Source organism: Alcaligenes nematophilus (genome assembly GCF_026344155.1).
In the GTDB taxonomy this organism is placed as follows: Bacteria; Pseudomonadota; Gammaproteobacteria; order Burkholderiales; family Burkholderiaceae_B; genus Alcaligenes; species Alcaligenes phenolicus.
The window spans coordinates 179992-195518 of the sequence record NZ_JAPKMZ010000005.1 but is presented as its reverse complement, the minus strand read 5'-3'; the positions used below and the strand labels follow the sequence as shown (position 1 = coordinate 195518).

19 protein-coding genes are annotated in these 15527 nt (G+C 61.3%); 3 read left to right on the top strand and 16 right to left on the bottom strand.

The genetic code is table 11. From position 1 onward, the window contains the following. Positions 1-141: 141 nt before the first annotated feature. The 13 genes from OSH04_RS14575 to OSH04_RS14515 all read right to left on the bottom strand — a co-directional run bounded on the left by OSH04_RS14575 (position 142) and on the right by OSH04_RS14515 (position 11570). Positions 142-1149 (bottom strand): siderophore ABC transporter substrate-binding protein, encoded by a 1008-nt coding sequence (locus tag OSH04_RS14575; protein ID WP_128722788.1) that lies wholly within the window; start codon positions 1147-1149, stop codon positions 142-144. Beyond that, complete coding sequence (locus OSH04_RS14570; protein WP_128722787.1) at positions 1146-1922, bottom strand: iron ABC transporter ATP-binding protein; 777 nt, start codon at positions 1920-1922, stop codon at positions 1146-1148. The genes OSH04_RS14575 and OSH04_RS14570 overlap by 4 nt, the downstream gene beginning before the upstream one ends. Next, positions 1919-2869 carry an iron chelate uptake ABC transporter family permease subunit gene (locus OSH04_RS14565; protein ID WP_128722786.1) on the bottom strand — a complete coding sequence of 317 codons (951 nt, stop codon included), beginning with the start codon at positions 2867-2869 and terminating at the stop codon, positions 1919-1921. Before OSH04_RS14565 ends, OSH04_RS14570 begins: the two co-directional genes overlap by 4 nt. Next, positions 2866-3810: an ABC transporter permease gene (locus tag OSH04_RS14560; protein WP_031228494.1), complete on the bottom strand. Its 945-nt coding sequence runs from the start codon at positions 3808-3810 to the stop codon at positions 2866-2868. Before OSH04_RS14560 ends, OSH04_RS14565 begins: the two co-directional genes overlap by 4 nt. A 291-nt stretch (positions 3811-4101) precedes the next feature. Beyond that, a complete protein-coding gene (locus tag OSH04_RS14555; RefSeq protein ID WP_128722785.1) occupies positions 4102-6087 on the bottom strand; it encodes a relaxase/mobilization nuclease domain-containing protein in 1986 nt (661 codons plus the stop codon). A 448-nt stretch (positions 6088-6535) separates the two neighbouring features. After that, positions 6536-7135: a S26 family signal peptidase gene (locus OSH04_RS14550; RefSeq protein WP_128722783.1), complete on the bottom strand. Its 600-nt coding sequence runs from the start codon at positions 7133-7135 to the stop codon at positions 6536-6538. Then, on the bottom strand, positions 7132-7677 hold the full coding sequence (locus OSH04_RS14545; protein WP_128722782.1) for a DUF2840 domain-containing protein: 546 nt from the start codon (positions 7675-7677) through the stop codon (positions 7132-7134). Before OSH04_RS14545 ends, OSH04_RS14550 begins: the two co-directional genes overlap by 4 nt. Next, complete coding sequence (locus tag OSH04_RS14540; RefSeq protein ID WP_128722781.1) at positions 7674-7949, bottom strand: chromosome partitioning protein ParB; 276 nt, start codon at positions 7947-7949, stop codon at positions 7674-7676. Before OSH04_RS14540 ends, OSH04_RS14545 begins: the two co-directional genes overlap by 4 nt. Beyond that, the gene (parA, locus tag OSH04_RS14535) at positions 7946-8584 is read right to left on the bottom strand and encodes a ParA family partition ATPase (RefSeq protein ID WP_128722780.1); all 639 of its coding nucleotides are present in this window, start codon (positions 8582-8584) and stop codon (positions 7946-7948) included. Before parA ends, OSH04_RS14540 begins: the two co-directional genes overlap by 4 nt. A 253-nt stretch (positions 8585-8837) precedes the next feature. Continuing rightward, positions 8838-9683 (bottom strand): replication initiator protein A, encoded by an 846-nt coding sequence (locus OSH04_RS14530; RefSeq protein ID WP_128722778.1) that lies wholly within the window; start codon positions 9681-9683, stop codon positions 8838-8840. 26 nt (positions 9684-9709) lie between these two features. Further along, positions 9710-9994 (bottom strand): helix-turn-helix transcriptional regulator, encoded by a 285-nt coding sequence (locus tag OSH04_RS14525; protein WP_004883058.1) that lies wholly within the window; start codon positions 9992-9994, stop codon positions 9710-9712. A gap of 111 nt (positions 9995-10105) precedes the next feature. Next, positions 10106-10876, bottom strand: a complete 771-nt coding sequence (locus OSH04_RS14520) for a DUF2285 domain-containing protein (RefSeq protein WP_128722777.1) — start codon at positions 10874-10876, stop codon at positions 10106-10108. A gap of 343 nt (positions 10877-11219) precedes the next feature. Further along, positions 11220-11570 (bottom strand): DUF2958 domain-containing protein, encoded by a 351-nt coding sequence (locus OSH04_RS14515; RefSeq protein WP_024087534.1) that lies wholly within the window; start codon positions 11568-11570, stop codon positions 11220-11222. A gap of 315 nt (positions 11571-11885) precedes the next feature. Here OSH04_RS14515 and OSH04_RS14510 point away from each other — a divergent pair, with 315 nt between their 5' ends. From OSH04_RS14510 to OSH04_RS14500, 3 genes are read left to right on the top strand one after another with little or no spacing between them, the layout of a single operon-like run. Beyond that, positions 11886-12176, top strand: a complete 291-nt coding sequence (locus tag OSH04_RS14510) for a helix-turn-helix domain-containing protein (protein ID WP_024087535.1) — start codon at positions 11886-11888, stop codon at positions 12174-12176. A gap of 8 nt (positions 12177-12184) precedes the next feature. Continuing rightward, entirely contained in the window at positions 12185-12748 is a 564-nt protein-coding gene (locus OSH04_RS14505; protein WP_024087536.1) for a TIR domain-containing protein, read from the top strand. Positions 12749-12769: 21 nt separating this feature from the next. Next, positions 12770-13618, top strand: coding sequence for a macro domain-containing protein (locus OSH04_RS14500; protein ID WP_033936961.1), 849 nt, complete (start codon positions 12770-12772; stop codon positions 13616-13618). A gap of 327 nt (positions 13619-13945) precedes the next feature. Here the strand turns inward: OSH04_RS14500 and OSH04_RS14495 are convergent, their stop codons facing one another. From OSH04_RS14495 to OSH04_RS14485, 3 genes are all read right to left on the bottom strand, one after another. Then, the gene (locus tag OSH04_RS14495) at positions 13946-14647 is read right to left on the bottom strand and encodes a TIR domain-containing protein (RefSeq protein ID WP_011002526.1); all 702 of its coding nucleotides are present in this window, start codon (positions 14645-14647) and stop codon (positions 13946-13948) included. An 11-nt stretch (positions 14648-14658) separates the two neighbouring features. After that, a complete protein-coding gene (locus OSH04_RS14490) occupies positions 14659-15144 on the bottom strand; it encodes a DUF2321 domain-containing protein (RefSeq protein WP_004350864.1) in 486 nt (161 codons plus the stop codon). Between the two features lie 160 nt (positions 15145-15304). Further along, the gene (locus tag OSH04_RS14485; RefSeq protein ID WP_004350866.1) at positions 15305-15511 is read right to left on the bottom strand and encodes a hypothetical protein; all 207 of its coding nucleotides are present in this window, start codon (positions 15509-15511) and stop codon (positions 15305-15307) included. Positions 15512-15527 lie beyond the last annotated feature (16 nt).

Sequence of the window (15527 nt, the reverse complement as noted above, 5' to 3'; positions counted from 1 at the left end):
CTGGCGATGAATAGCCATTTCAATAAAATCCTCGAATTCAGAAACGCAACGGCACTTGCGAACCTAACTCCCGTTCGTTGCCGTCAACGTGGTAGGCGCTGGGTATTGCCGCGCCGCTGGAGACAATGCGAAGACGCAGCCCTAACCGCCGGAGTAGCCCTTCAGGACCTCATCGATGAGCATTTCCAGCGAAGTGACACCGGCGCCGGTGAGATACCAAACATCCGGATTCACGAAGACCACATGGCCGGTCTTCCATGCCTTTGTCTGCCGCAACAGCGGATTGTCGAGCGCCTTGGGATCCACCGGCTTGCGGTCGTGAGCGGCGGTCCGATCGACGACGTAGAGGATGTCGGGATCAGCATCGTGAATGAACTCGTTCGAGATCGGCTGACCATGCAGTCCAGGTTCGATGTGCTGGCTGGCAGGCTTGACACCGAGGGTGTCGAAGATGAATCCGTATCGGGATTGAATGCCAAAGGCAGTGAAGGCACCGTTGTTGTGCATCACGATGAGCGCCTTCTCGGGGCGGCCATTGATTGTGGCGCGTGCCTCTTCAACCTTCTGATCGATTTCAAGACTCTTCTTGCGCGCCTGGTCTTCCACCCCGAACACATGCCCCAACGTCATGAGTTGCTTCTTGACGCCCCCGATGTAGTCGCCGTGTTGGTTCATGTAATCCACATCGAAGTAGATCGTTGGCGCGATCTGCGAAAGCTCCTGATAGCTGCCTGCTTCCAGAGGAGAAATCAATACCAGGTCAGGCTTCACCGCATGGAGTTGCTCGAAATTCGGCTGCAATACCGAACCCACATCCTGGATCGCCGGGTTGTCCTGATACTTCGAGAGGAAGCGAGGAACATAGTCCTTAGGCATGCCGACGATCGGAATGCCAAGTTGGTCGAGGGAGTCGAGCACGCTCATGTCGTAGGGAACCACGCGCTTCGGCCTGGACTTGAGAATGGCGGTACCCAATTCGTGCACGACCGTTATGGAGTCTGTATCAGCAACCACCTGTTGCTGGGCTGTCACAGCCGGCGCTTCCCCGTGCGCCGATTGCTCGTGCTTCTGATCGCAGCCCTGCAACGCGGCAACCAAAAGCAAGAGCAGAGCTGCCGCCCATCGTTCCTTACCTTTGTTCCACTTCATCTAGATTCTCCTGATGGTTTGAAGTAATTGCACACGCACCCACGAGCGGTACGCGTGATTTCGAAATCCAACTCGAACAGTTCTCGTAGTCTGTCCTCTGAAATGACCTCGGCAGCCCGGCCGCTGAAGCAAACGGACCCGGACTTCATCGCCACGATGTGGTCCGAATAGTTGGCAGCGAAATTGATGTCATGAACCACCATCACCACCGTGCGGCCGCGTTCGTCACACAGACGGCGAAGGGCCTGCATGATCTGTACGGAATGCTTCATGTCCAGGTTGTTGAGCGGCTCATCGAGCAGCAGGCAGTCGGTCTGCTGTGCAATCGTCATCGCCAAGAACGCCATCTGACGTTGGCCGCCACTGAGTTCATCGATGTAGCGCTCTCTCAACCCATCAAGAGAGAGAAAGGCCAAGGCTTGGTCGATCTCGCTGTGGTCACGGGCATCGAGTGAGCCGCGGGTATAGGGAAATCGCCCGAAAGCCACCAGCTCTTCGACTGTCAGGCGAAGGTTGATATCAGGTGCCTGACGCAGCGTAGCGACACGTGTTGCATAGTCCCGCGAGCGGAAATCTGACACAGGCTTATCGCCGATCCGAATTGCGCCACTGGTGGGCTCCAGCAGACGGGCGACCAGCATCAACAGGGTGCTTTTCCCTGCGCCGTTCGGGCCAATAAGAGAGGTCAGTTTTCCTGCAGGAAACTGGGTGCTGACTTTGGACAGCACCGAGTTGCCGTTGTATGCCTTGCAAAGGCCTTCTGTCGCGATCATGCGCCACCTCGCGTACGCACCGTCAGCATGAGGAAGTAGGCCCCGCAAACAAGGTTGACGAGGATGCTGACGGTGGTTGTGTAATTGAAAACGTGCTCGACCAGGAGTTGGGCGACTATGAAAATTCCGATCGCGACCGCGCATCCGGTTGGTAGCGTCAGGCGATGCCATGTCGATCTGGTCAACGAGTACGTAATGTTGGCGACGAAGATCCCCATAAAGGCTGTCGGCCCAATCAGGCTGGTGGAGATGGCCACCAGAGCGGCAGTGAGGGCCAGGTAGAGCCTCACGCTCCGCTTGTAGTCCAATCCCAGTGACGCGGATTGCTCGCGCCCAAGCGCTAGAACGTCCAAAGAAGGAAGCGTCTTGGCCAACACAATGGCTATCGCGGCCACCAGAACCCCCGCATAGACCAGTTGCTCTGGCCGCGCCCTGTTGAACGATGCGTAGATAAACCCTTGGACGATGCCGAAGTCCCCCGGGCTGATCTTGAGCTGGACGAACTGGATAATCGTGCTGAACAGCATGGTCAGCACCAGACCAAGCAATAACAGGTAGTACACGTTGCGCTTTCCATCTCTGAACAAATAGCGATGGACGACCCACGAATAAGCCAACATGAAGGCGATCGATAGAAAGAAGCCCTCGTTGCGGCTAATGGCGATCAACCCATGCCCGCCCACGATCAGCGTCAGCAACGATTGAAGAAGCAGGTAAACCGCTTCGTATCCCATTACAGCGGGGGTGAGTATTCGGTTGCCTGCGATGGTCTGAAATATGATCGAGGAAACCGCGACACAGATGCCACCGATCACGATGGTCGCCAAGCGGTTCAGCCGCTTAGGGATGACGTAGCCGAAATCGAAACCCGATTGCACAAAAATGAAGATCAACGCAGCCGCGATGACCAGCGTCCAAAGCCCGTACCTGTTGGCCATGCGCGTCATTTGAGTTTCCCCAGCAGGAGCACAAGGAACAGCAAGCCGCCGAGGCTGCCTGCCGTCATGCCGATCGGCACTTCAAACGGAAAGATCAGAAGACGGCCAACGATGTCGCACACAAGCAGAAGTGACGCACCCGCCAGAGCCACGATAGGCAGGGTTCGGCGTAGGTTCTCTCCACAGCGCAGCGCCACCAGGTTGGGGATCACCAAACCGACGAAGGGAATGGCCCCTACGGCAATGACGCAGGCAGAGACGGTGACGGCCACCAGCAGCAAGCCCAATGCCGCAGTCCGCGAATAGCTCAAGCCCAAGCTGGTTGCTGCGTCTTCCCCCATCCCCATTACAGTGAAACGATGTGCGAACAGGTAGGTGAGCGCAACGATGGGGAGGATTAAATAGATGATCTCGTAATTGCCTTGGATGATCTTTGAGAAATCACCCAATAGCCAGCCTTGCATGCTCTGCACAATATTGTGGCGATAGGCATAGAACTCCGCGACGGCACTCAGGACGCTGCCGTACATCAACCCCACGACGGGAACCAATACCGTGTTCTTGAACTTTATGCGCCGGATGATTGCGACGTAGAGCATGCTCGCCGAGAAGCAAAACAAGAGCGCGAACAGCATCTTGCCCATGGTTCCCAGCCCTGGCGCCAACACCAGCGAGAGCAGAATTCCCAGCTTCGCCGCGTCCAAACCACCAGACGTCGCAGGCTCTACAAATTTGTTCCGAACGATCTGCTGCAGAATCACACCGCAAATAGACAGTCCCACTCCGGTCAGAATGAGCGCTGCCAAGCGTGGAATACGACTCACTGTCAGTGTTAGCCAAGCATCATCGGACGGCGTATAAGCCTGCCCCCACGACAGTTGCTTCACACCGACGAATAGCGACGCGATGCATAGGAATCCAAACAAATAGAAAAGACGTGCACGAGCCACGACATTGCCCTGACAGAGTTCGTTTCAGGCCGGGTGTTCGATACGCGCAGCCGTAGAACCTCTATCGTATTTCTGCAATGCGAATGATTGTTATTAACAACGGACGAAGGATCGCTAAATCCTGCCAATCGCAATGGAACACACTGCGTCTTGCATCAGCGTGCCAAAGGGCCCTACATCCAACATCCTGGTCTGCGCCGAATTCCAGAAGGCGGTGAGGCTGCAGAGCGTCGAAGTCAGGGCCAGCCGAGCGCATGCAGCACGTCCCTCACCTTGGGCTAGCTGATTCAACTACCTTCCTAGTCCTCGGCCAAGATGCCAAGACGCGGTATGGCTGTGGACGGTGGCGCTAAGAGATTGCCCAAGGCGCGGCTCAATCACTGGCTTCCACGGCACAAGGCTGAACCCCTTGCCGTCATCCAGCATCGCGTAGCGCCCGCTGGCGAGCATGACGGTGCGCCGGTAGATGCCGGCCACGCGCTGCCCATCAACCACTGGCCGATACTCCAGGCCGGTTTCGACGGCAATGTCCTTGGCGGCCTGCGCCAGCTCCTGGTTGCGCAGCGTCCCCAACAGGTTGCGCGCCAGGATCACGCGCTGCCCGCGTCGCTCGGCCAACCCCTGTTCGGCCAGGAAGTCGGCGCGTTGCTGCATCGCCTGCTTGGCCTCGCCGCCAAAGCCCAGGTCGCCCAGCCCACGGCCGCCGCCGATCAACTGCTGATCGAGCCAAGTGGCCCCGATCACGCGCGCTTGCCGCTCGATGGGAAGGTGCGATTTCAGCTCCACGGCCACGCCGCCCAGCCGCTGCGCGTCGTACTGGCGGCCACGCTCGGCCAGATCGTCCGGCACCTTCCATAGCCCTTCGGCCACGCGCTCCACGATACCGGCCCGGCGCAGGGCTTCCAGCCGCCGGACGTGGGCGGCAATGACTTCCTGCGGGTCGCGTCCGGGCGTGGCCCGGCCCTGTTCGATGGCCAGGTGATGATCGGCACGGTACAGGCCATCGCTCGCCAGCGCGGCGATGTTCCTGTCGGCGGCGCGCATGTCGACCGAACCCTTCACCTCCACCACCGCGCCCGTGGGATAGTTCGCCAGCTCGTCGCGGGCGTTCAGCGCGACGTAGTGGGCCTTGCCATCCACGCCGTCGATGACCAGATAGCCACGGTCGCGCAGCTCGTCGGCCAGCCCCTTCGCGGCCACGCGACCGATGAGGGTACGGCCATCCTCGAGCGGCTCGAACACGGCCAGGTCGCGCGGCTCGCCGCTCATGGCCCGCTGCATGGTGCGGATGATGTCGCCGCGCTCGCCCAAGGCGCGCAACGTCTTCTCCGCGTCCGTATGGACGGCCCAGGTGCCGGGCTGCACCTCGTCGGTGAGGCCCAGGCGCTGCAAGCGTTGCAGGCGGCCGATCAGCAGCAGGCGTTGGCGCTGCAAGCGGGGTTCGTTGAGCCGTTCGACATGCACCCGGCCATCCTCGCCAGCCTCGCGTTGTAAGGTGCGATCCAAGCTCGTCCACCGCTCCTGTTCCACCTCGCGCCCCAAGGTCTGCTGGATCTCCAGTTCGGTGCGCGGCCCCAGCCATTCAGTCGCCAGTTCGGCGGCGCGATGGCGGAAGCCGTGGGCGATGTAGTCGCCGGCGATGATGAGGTCTTTGCCGGTGTCGTCGCGCCCGCGCACGATCAGGTGGGTGTGCGGATTGTCGGTGTTCCAGTGATCCACCGCCACCCAATCCAGCCGCGTGCCCAGGTCGGCTTCCATGCGATCCACCAGATGCCGGGTGTAGGTGCGCAGGTCGTCCAGTTCGGCCCCGTCCTCGGGCGAGACGATGAAGCGGAAATGGTGCCGGTCATCGGCGCAGCGTTCCTTGAAGGCGTGCAGGTCGGCTTCGTCGGTCTGCGGCCCGTAGGCCCGGCCCGGTTCGCCATCACGGCCCGCGCCGTCGCGCTCGACGTAGCGCAGGTGCTTGGCGAGCGATTGCGGGCTGGCCCGCTGGTGATTGACCAGCAGCGTCTTGATGGTCACACGCCGCGACATGGGCGTGAGCTTCGCCCCGGCGAAGCGCGCCGCCGTGTGGCCGCGCCCCAGGCGCGAGCCGGGGCGCTGGCCGGCGCGTGCGCCGCTACCACTGGCTGCGGAATGGCGCATCGAGGACTTGCCGCTGCTGGCCTTGCCGGCCTGCTTGAGCACCTTGGAAACGAAGCTCTGCCCCTGGCCTTTGCCCCGATTCTTCGGGGCGCTGGGGCGCACGCGGAAATCGTCATCGCGGCGGTCGGTCATCGCCGTTCTCCCTGCAAACTCTGGCGTGTCCGATCGTGCGAAGCACGCGGACATGCCTGTATTGGCGCGACCTTCGCGCCGAACGCGGCACGGCGGCAAAGCCGCTCCGTGCCGCACCACCCCCATGTGCAGACTGGCTTTCGACGCGGCCCGGCGCCGCGTCCTTTTGTCTTGCCTTCCGCCTTTGCCTTCCGCTGTTGCTCCAGACACTGGCGGCCCGGCGGCGCTGCTGCGCGAGCGGCCAGCGCGCCGGCGGACGCGGCGACGGCCATAGGCCGGCAGCGTTCGAGGCAAGACGCCTTCACGTGGGACGGCTGCGCCGGAGGCAGAGCGAAGTGCGGTGCGGATGCACCTGCACTGCACGCGCGACGACAAAGCGACGGCCAACAGAATGACTCGCCCGATGGCACGATGAGATGCGCGGCAACGTGCAGCAAATCGGCGGCCATCATGGGCGTGTCTCCAGCCAGACCGGATGCGCGACGCCGATCACGGCGGATGCGCTGACCGGGCCGAAATAGCGGCTGTCGAACGATGCAGGATTCGTCACGCTCAACAGGAACAGTTCGCCCGGTTCGAGGCGGCGGCAAAGCGGCAAGGACGGCAGCGCCCTGCCCAGCCGGTCGGCGGGCAGCGCGGCGGCCGAAGGCACGCCGTCGATGCGTACTTGACCGGCGACGATGCAGACGTGTTGCGGCGCGACCGCGCCCACACGTTTGAGCAGCGGAATGCGCGTCGGCAGGTAGCCGCGCTGCGCAGCCAGCGTGGAAGCCGTGGCCGGAAGCGGCACCAGCACGATGCTGTCCACGGACAAAGAACGTGGCAGCGAGGCGGTGCGCGGATCGAACGGGTCGATGCGATACCAGCCGACCGCCACGCTGTCGGACGGGTTGTAGGTCAGACGCGGCAGCGGCGATACGAGAGCCGCCCAGGCCAGCGCAGCGAAGCCGAGGGCGGCCAGTGTCGCCACAACGATGCGAGCGCGCAGGCGCGAGCGAGGATGCGGCGTAACGGCGGGCGTGCTGGCGGTGGTGGTCGGGGCCGTCATGGCAGCACCTTCCCGGCCAGCCAGGCGGCGTGCCGCTCGGTGGTGTATTCGGGCAGCGCAAGGTGAGCCGCGAGACGGTTGCCCAGCGTGCGCCAGTACGCGGGCGACACGTCGATGGCGGCGATGCCCAGCGCCTCGATGGCGTCGATGCGTTCCAGCACGGCACGCACGTTGGCATCACTTTCGGCGTGCAGCAGCAGGCGCGCGCCGGGCTGCACGCCGGGGATGCGCTGCACGGCATCGAGCGGGGTGGCGGTCTGCATTACCATGAGCTGCCAGCGGATCGTGCCGTAATCGTTGGCCTGCCAGCGGATGCGGCAGAGCATCGCGCCCGGCAGGAACACCGCGCAACGTCGCCAGCGGTCGAGCTGGAGCGTGCGCGCAGGTTCGCCGAAGCGCAGGTAGAGCTTGAAGCGGTGTTCGAGATAGGCCAGCGAAACGCGCGTCAGCGGCACGTTGCCGGCCTGTCCGGCGAGTGTCGCAAGTGCAGGCAGCGGCGCAGCCGGTGCCGCGTTCGCGGCAGGCAAAGCGGATGCGGTCATGGTGTGCTCTCCGGTGGAAACTCCCGCTCCAGCAGGCCGCGCAGCAGGTCGGCCACGGTCACGCCTTGCGTGAAGGCCGACACCTTGATTCGCGCCCGCATGGCGGGCGTAATGTCGAGGGTCAGGCGCGCGGTGTAGAGGTCGCCTTTTCCCAGCGCATCGGCGTCGCCCTGGCGAATCCACGCCTCGGCGTGCGGATTCGTGGGCGGACGTGCGCCGATGCCGACGCGCTTGCCCGTGCGTTTGCTGTTGGGTGGCTGCTTCGCTGTCATGTCGGCCACCGCAGCAGTTCGTCCACCAGGGCGGTGATTTCGCGGGCGGCGGCGCTGTCGGGCGCTGTCTCGCGTGCGAGTCGGCCAGCGGCCACGCTGTCGGCGAAGATGATGCGCTGATGCACTTCCGAGCGCAGCGCAGGCAGCGGCTGTTCGGCGAGCGATTGCCGCGCCTCACGGCCGATGATGGTGGTACTGACGCGCCGGTTGATGATGAAGGCTGCGCGGAGCAGCGGACGGAACACCTGCGCCTCGCGGATCAGCGAGACCATTTCCGAGCTGGCCCAAAGGTCGTAGGGGCTGGGCTGCACCGGGATCAGCACGCGCTCGGCCGCCAGCAGCGCGGAGCGCGCCAAGGCGGCGATGCGCGGCGGGCCGTCGATGATGACGTGATCGGCCCGCCTAGCGAGTTCTGGCGCTTCCTGATGCAGCGTTTCGCGGGCAAGGCCCACGGCGCTGAACAGCCGTGGCAAGCCTTGCTGGCTTCTGCGCTGCGCCCAGTCCAGCGAGGAGCCCTGCGGGTCGGAATCAAGCAGGACGACATGCTGGCCGCGCAGCGCCAGTTCGCCCGCGATGTGCGTGGCAAGCGTGGTCTTGCCGACGCCGCCTTTCTGATTGAGCAGAGCGAGGATCATGGCGCGGCCCTCCGTGTTGGAAAGCCGGTCTTTCGCTCCTGCGTTTGGTGCCGTTGGGCGGTTGTCCACCGAAACGGCGCGCTTCTACTAAAAGTTATGTATTTCTTGTTAGGGAAGTTAGAGGGGCTGAAAACCCGCACCGTTACTGGCTTTCCGGCGTTTTCGTACTCCTGATAGCACGATAGGTGTACTCCTGATAGCACGATACCCGGTACTCCTGATAGCACGAGGCCGTCCACACCTTTTCCCGCAGTTATCCCCGTGCCGTGTGCAGCACGGGCCGGAAGGTCAGCAGCTCCGTTCCGTCGTCCGGCATCCGCTCGATGCCCAGGACGTAGCCGGGCAACGACTGCCGCGCCACCAGGGCGCGCAGGTCGTAGGCGAAGTCGGAGAAGCGCGCCGCACTGCCTGACTTGCGGTGCAGGTGCCGGAAGTCGAATTGCCAGCCGCCCGGCTGCTTGCCGCCGTGCTTGCGCACTAGGCGGTACAGCCAGCGTTCGATGCCGCCCTTCAAGCGGAAATAGGCCGGGTCGATAGTCAGCACCAGGGCAGCGTCCAACACGCCCGCATAGAACCAGTCCGGCAAGATCAGTTCGATGCCCAGCGGCACGCCGCTGGCATCGGCCAGTTCCTTCCACTCGTTGATCCACGAGAAGCGATGCAATCTTCTTCCTGTGGTTTCGCGGATGGACGTGGCCACCGTGGTCGATTGCAGCCGGTCGAGCGCGGCTTTCAGTCGCAGGTAGTCGTTGAGGGACGTGCCGCGCCCGATGAACCGCAGGATCTCGTAGGGCGTGGCGCGTATCCAGCGCGACGGGCGCAAGCCCGCGTCGCGCGCCTCCACGATCTGCGAGGCGGCCCATATCAGCACGTCCGCGTCCCAAATGGTCGCTATGCCATGCTCGGCCGTGCCTTCCACGCGGATGGTGATATTCCCGCTGCGGAAGTCGATCGGCGCGGTGCGCCGCGACTTCGCCAGCGAGAAGAACGGAAAGGCCATCAAGTCCTGGCTGTCGCGGGGAGCCATGTCGCCCGGCAGCGCGCGGAACAGGTCGAGCTGTTCGCGCTGCTGCAAGGCTTGCCCTGGCGGGCTGGACATGGCGACGGCCACCCACACGCCAGCGATCAGCGGCCATCACGGTAGTCACCCGCGTGGCGCTCGGCGTATTCCGGGTCGGAAGTCGCCTCGTAGCTACGTTGGTCGGCCCAGGCATCGAGGTCAGACACTGCGTACATGACGCGGCGACCGAACTTGCGGAATTTCGGGCCGCCGCCGATCACACGCTGTTTCTCCAGCGTGCGCGGCGACAGGCGCAGGTATTCGGCGGCTTCGTCGTTAGTCAGGTAGCGTTGGGGCTGCGCAGGCGCAGCGACAGCAGCGGCGGCAGGCCGCAAGGGAGCGGGTCGCATGGGATGTACCTCCATCAAGCCCGGCCACACCACGCGGCCGGATAGAGGCACTTTCAAGAAAGCGAGGCTGCTTGCTAAGGGACGATCTGTGGGGGATGCGAAACGTCCCCTCTACTGCAACGGCAGCGGCGGAAGCTGTGCCAGGCGGCGATAGCCGCCGCGCATCAGCGCATCGCCACGGCGTACCAGCCGCCGAACGCGGGCACGTAAGGCGCTGTCCTTGTGCCAGTCGGCGGCGACAGCATCCGCCCCGAAAACCCCTTCGGTCACTTCACGCAAGGACGCGCCCGCGAGGGTCGCGTCGAGCGCCTGCAAGGTGTGCAGCTCCAGCACCGCCGCCGGCGTGGGCCGGGAACGGGCCGCCGCCGCAGGCGCGGCAATCGTAGCGGCGGCCAGGGCATCCAGCTCGGCCGCGAGCGTGCGATAGCGCGCGCAGGGCATGGCGCAGGCACGGGTGGCGTAGAGGTAGGCCATACCGTCTTCCAAGCCCGGCCCGAGCGCGAGCCGCAGGCAGCAGCCAGGCCAGCGCGACACCAGAACCAGGCGCTTGCCGTCGTGGATCAGGTGCTTGCGTCCTGGAACGCGCCACAACTCGAAGGCTTCGGCGTCCGGTGGCGGATCGGCGTCGGGGTAAAGCTGCACCACGGCATCGTGATCGGGGAACCAGGCTGGATGCGCGTCGCGCGCATCCAGGGCCGGGTCTTCCAGCAAGCGCAGGCCCCAAGCCTGCGCCGCGTCCGACCGGCGGCGACGGCGCAGCCAGTCGCGGCGGTAGTCGGGGTTTCGGCGTAAGTATTCCCAGGCCAGCGCAGGGCCATCAAGGTGCAGGACATAGAGATAAGCCGCTGTCGGATACCAGTGTTCGGCGCTGCGATCAGTCATGGCGAAACCTCCCAGTGTTCGGGGTGCGTCGCCACGATTTCCGCGATGCGAGAGCTATCGAAATGCCATCAGGTCGTCATCAAAAACGGTTAAGCTGTAACTGTTAGTGTCAAGACCGTTTGGCTCCGGCGTGTTGCGGTAGTCGTCTGAATGCGACGGCTGCGCAACCCGGAAATGGTGCGCGGCGTCGGATACCGTGCCGCAGCCCGCGCCAAGGATCAGGACTACTTACAGCATGGTTGCACCGCTTCGGTGCGAGAATGCGGATTCAGACCTGCACGGTCTTGACCAAGACTGAAATAGTCACAATGCGCCCCGGCTGGCCGGGCCGCGCTGGCTTTCATCAGTCCGTGATCGCGCCGTTCTCCTGCGCCAGCCGGACATACTCCGACAACGGACGCACCGCCTGGAAATACCGATCCCGTCGCACCGGCAGTTCGCGCGGCCCGGCGATGCCAGCCAGGTCGGACAACTTGACCGTCCCGAGCGCGGGCATCCCGATACCGAGGTCGATCAGACCGTAGGCCGTATCGCCATCCGCGGGGTCGAGGGACACCAGCAGCCAAGTGGCGTGCGCGTCCGGGGTGAACAGGCGCACCACGGGCAGCGGGTCGAACCGTTGACCAGCGGCGCGCGTCGCGCCGTGAGCCAGCAGCCGGGCGCGTTCATCTGCGGTGACAAGCGGCAGGGTCATGGGCAGCCTCCCCACGAAACCGAGGATGCGCGGATGCGCTCTTGAGCCAAAGCACAGAACCGTCGAACCGAATCTGTGCATTCGCGTGGAAGCACGGATGTGCAAGCCATCGCATCCGTAGAAGGACGGAAGCACCGAAGCGGAATTGTCGGAAGCCGGAAAGACACGGATGCGATTCCCCGGTTCTGTCGGAATCCGGGGATACGGATTTCCGTAAAAGCACGAAAGCGGCCTCTCAGCCATGAATGAACACTATAGATTGTAGCCCTATAGGATTCAATGGGTTGTCATCTTGGTTTTAAGAGGAAACCATAGGTGGCGGCAAAGTACTCATTGGCGAAGGCGTTGAAGACGGTCAGGAAGGCGCGTGGCTTGAGCCAGGAAGCGTTCTCCGACGTGTCGAGCCGCACCTATATGAGTACGCTGGAGCGCGACCTGAAAAGTCCGACCCTGCACAAGCTGACCGAGCTGTGCGAGGTCATGGACGTGCATCCGCTCACGTTGTTGACGCTGGCCTTTGCGGGCGACAGCACGCACAAGGCTGACGAGTTGTTGGCGCAGGTGCGCCAGGAACTTGAGGCGGTACTGAACTCTGATGGAGATTGAGAAGCGACATGGCATATCGAAATGGAAACTACACCGCCTTTTACGTTGCAGAGCCATTCCATCCCAGCTCGCTAGGTGCCAATGCGACGAAGGATTTTCAGTATTACAACACCCTACGGATGTGGAAAGGTGCTGATGCGACGTTCCCCTTCGTTGATTCGCACGACAAAACTTACAGTGTCCGCGATGGCAGCGATTGGGAATACACACTGAAACCCAGGCTCAGGGAGCGCCTTCGGAGCTCGAAGAACATTATCCTCATCTTGAGTTCGATCACGACGAATTCCCGCGCCCTTCGAGAAGAAATCGACTACGGGATCAACGATCAAGGGCTTCCTGTCATTGTCATCTATCCCGAATATGCCACCAAGGAAAGTCTGCTTGTCGGCGGATCATTGAAGCAGGCGGTCAAGAACCTGTGGGGAAATCTTCCCGTGTTCCGGGATTCGATGAACAAAGTCCCGACGCTTCATGTCCCGATGAATAAAGAGCTCATCAAAAAATCCTTGCAGGACGGCGAGTTTATGGTTGGGAGCATGAAGGCCCCAGGCATCTACAGATACAACCCATAATCAATCGACATATCGGAGCGAATGATTCACGTCATGGCGAAGGTCAACTTTTTTGACAAGCGGGTCATCAAGAAATTCCTTGAGATCACCGCTGTCGTCAGCGGTACGCTGTCATTCATAGTTATTTTTGTTGACGTTCCTGCCGAGTGGAAGCTGAAGGCTGGCTTGGCTTTCTTGGCAATACTGGCACTCACCTACGTGGTGATATGGCTCTGGTCGAACAACCTGAACAGTATCGACATCAATGTTGAGGGCAGCGATGTCGCGATCAAGACCGGCGACATTTTCCACCAGCCGGGATTGAAGGCAATTGCCTTCAATGAGTATTTCGACACTCAGGTGGACAACAAGATAATTGGCGAGACTTCTCTCAACGGAGTTTTCATCCAGAAGCATCTCGGCGTTCCGATTTCCGAATTAGACCGCTACATCGAGGAATACGCTTTTGATGAAAGTGAAGTCCTGGAGGAGAACGAGGCAAGGAAACACGGTAAGAAGAAAAGGTATCAGATAGGCACGATTTGCCTGTACGAAGACTATCTCCTGACCGCGTTCTCCAAGTTCGATGAGAACAACAAGGCGCTACTAACGATGCCGGAGTACCTTGAGTTCCTCATTAATTTCTGGGACAAGGTAAACAACGTGTACGCCCAGCAAAGCGTATCGACAACAATCTTTGGATCAGGAATCACGCGAATCAAAGGACACAAGAATATTTCCGACGAGGATCTACTGAAAATCATGCTGTGGACATTCAGAATCAGTGAGATGCGATTCAAATATCCCGCGAAGCTGACCATCGTGATCCACAAAGACAAGATCGACCAGATCAATCTTCTCGATATCAAATCCGCCAGGAACGGCGTGTAGTTTTCAATGGCGGTTCGGAGCGAGCCCACTTTGCAGATGCTGGCCGGGCCGATCAGGCACAGCCGGTTCGGCGGCATCGAGGGGCGCCAAGCCGTGCGCGGCGCGGATAGTCCGCAGGGCTTTCCCCTGGAGGCAAGCGCAGCGCCGCAGGCGCGAAGGCGTGAGGGATTGAAGCCGAATGGCCGTGACGACAAAGACGGCACGGGGCGCAGCCCGAAAGCCCGGCGGCGCTTTGCGCCGACACGCTCAAAAGTCTAAGAGCACAACAAGGGGCTCATTCTGGGAAATAGCAGGCACTATTTCCAAATAGATTTTATTTGCCGATGCCTACAGATTCGCCAACGAAATGGGATAACCCTGAGCCGCCATTTCCTTTGCCAGAAGCGGCCCTGCATCCTTTTGCAGATTGTCCTTGAATGGGATATAGAGCAACCCTTGGATGTCGGATGGGCGCTCCATATTGTCTTGTTGCTTCATGAGAATGGCAACGTTCTTACGACCGAGCAGCGTAAGCATCATGCCCAATTCCATCACAACATTTTGGCGCGCACGGAACGCCTTTTCGTCTTCGTGACCAGCGCGGTAGCCCTCGTCGTCGGGCGTGGCCAGCACCACAGCAAACTTTACTTCTGCCGTGTACTTTTCCAATTTCTCGATGATGGTCTGCCCTTCCGAAGGAAGTTGATCCAAGATCAACGGCTCAAGCCTCCAGCGGCGCAGCATCGCTTCAAGCTCGGTTCGGGCGGCATTATCGTGCCCATAAACCACGAATACCTTGCTGAGCATTGGCTTAGCAGCAGCGCCATTCTGTGGAGCTGGTGCCGCAGCCTGTGCAGGTTGCACGCCGAGGCAAGCCTTTACCGCCTCTTGGTTCTTGCCCTGAACATTGAAATTACCGGTGTGGTAGCTATTTACGATTGCACCATTTTGCAAACGAAGTTGTGTGCCAGTGCCGTTCGCAAGTGCCGTCTCATTCGCAATCTGAAGATTGCCGGCCTGTAGGCAGGCCTTAATTTCGTCGAGAGTCATCGCCATTCCTTCTAAGCTCCCCAAATCGCTTTTTTCGCAGCTTCGCTAAGTACATCGACAACAATGTCGCGCACGCCAGATGCAACCGAAGCGCCGACCTTCGTCATCACCTTCTTGAATCGAAGGGATGCAACTTGAGTTTTTGGACTGTCTTTGGTCAATTCCGTCAAATCGGTACGGAACTGCTGGACTTCTTCTGGCGACAGCTCTGCGCCTGCTTCCACTAGCTCAACAGCGCCAGCAATCTTGCGTTCAGTCCAAGGGAACCGGCTACCGCAGTTGTGGCAGAACGAGGGAGGCTCGTAATCACCACCCAAGCCGAAAACGCCTTCAACGTAGAAATCGCCGCGAATGGATGCGCTGCACGAAGGACACTGCATGATGGTCTCTTCACCGCACTTAGAGCAGAACGCCTCTCGAAGCTCGGGATTCTGATCAGCGGCTGTTGTTGCGACATGCCCGTTAGGACAAACCTGTGCGACCCGATATGTCCCCATTGCGCTCCCTTGTTATTTATGCCGATAGATACGGCGTTGGTCAAATCAAGGGATTGTAAAGCAGCAGCGTGGAAATTGGAGGCATGGATGACACCGGGCGCGGCCACTGCCGCGCCCGGATTTTTGCACTCACTGCGCCCAGGGCGCGGTGCTGATCGGGCTATTCCTTCGTCTCGATGAGCCACCACACGGCACGCGGCAAGGCGCGACCCGTGATGGGGTGAATGTCGGTCAGGTCGGCGCGGGCTGACCAGCCAGAGGGCGGGCGGTAGCCGCGCACGTCGCCTTCGCCGTGCCAGCGGCGGGCGCGTATCGTGCCGGGGGCATAGATCGCCGCCATGCGGGGGCGGCTGGTGGTGTAGGTCATGGGTGTTCTCCTTCCA

Bases quoted from the DNA above. Each gene is read 5' to 3' on its own strand.
- OSH04_RS14485 (WP_004350866.1), bottom strand. From the start codon at position 15,511: ATGACCTACACCACCAGCCGCCCCCGCATGGCGGCGATCTATGCCCCC.
- OSH04_RS14545 (WP_128722782.1), bottom strand. From the start codon at position 7,677: ATGACCGCATCCGCTTTGCCTGCCGCGAACGCGGCACCGGCTGCGCCG.
- OSH04_RS14550 (WP_128722783.1), bottom strand. From the start codon at position 7,135: ATGACGGCCCCGACCACCACCGCCAGCACGCCCGCCGTTACGCCGCAT.
- OSH04_RS14520 (WP_128722777.1), bottom strand. From the start codon at position 10,876: ATGACTGATCGCAGCGCCGAACACTGGTATCCGACAGCGGCTTATCTC.
- OSH04_RS14530 (WP_128722778.1), bottom strand. From the start codon at position 9,683: ATGTCCAGCCCGCCAGGGCAAGCCTTGCAGCAGCGCGAACAGCTCGAC.
- OSH04_RS14555 (WP_128722785.1), bottom strand. From the start codon at position 6,087: ATGACCGACCGCCGCGATGACGATTTCCGCGTGCGCCCCAGCGCCCCG.
- OSH04_RS14500 (WP_033936961.1), top strand. From the start codon at position 12,770: ATGATTCACGTCATGGCGAAGGTCAACTTTTTTGACAAGCGGGTCATC.
- OSH04_RS14505 (WP_024087536.1), top strand. From the start codon at position 12,185: ATGGCATATCGAAATGGAAACTACACCGCCTTTTACGTTGCAGAGCCA.
- OSH04_RS14565 (WP_128722786.1), bottom strand. From the start codon at position 2,869: ATGACGCGCATGGCCAACAGGTACGGGCTTTGGACGCTGGTCATCGCG.
- OSH04_RS14525 (WP_004883058.1), bottom strand. From the start codon at position 9,994: ATGCGACCCGCTCCCTTGCGGCCTGCCGCCGCTGCTGTCGCTGCGCCT.
- OSH04_RS14570 (WP_128722787.1), bottom strand. From the start codon at position 1,922: ATGATCGCGACAGAAGGCCTTTGCAAGGCATACAACGGCAACTCGGTG.
- OSH04_RS14515 (WP_024087534.1), bottom strand. From the start codon at position 11,570: ATGACCCTGCCGCTTGTCACCGCAGATGAACGCGCCCGGCTGCTGGCT.
- OSH04_RS14495 (WP_011002526.1), bottom strand. From the start codon at position 14,647: ATGACTCTCGACGAAATTAAGGCCTGCCTACAGGCCGGCAATCTTCAG.
- OSH04_RS14490 (WP_004350864.1), bottom strand. From the start codon at position 15,144: ATGGGGACATATCGGGTCGCACAGGTTTGTCCTAACGGGCATGTCGCA.
- OSH04_RS14575 (WP_128722788.1), bottom strand. From the start codon at position 1,149: ATGAAGTGGAACAAAGGTAAGGAACGATGGGCGGCAGCTCTGCTCTTG.
- OSH04_RS14540 (WP_128722781.1), bottom strand. From the start codon at position 7,949: ATGACAGCGAAGCAGCCACCCAACAGCAAACGCACGGGCAAGCGCGTC.
- parA (WP_128722780.1), bottom strand. From the start codon at position 8,584: ATGATCCTCGCTCTGCTCAATCAGAAAGGCGGCGTCGGCAAGACCACG.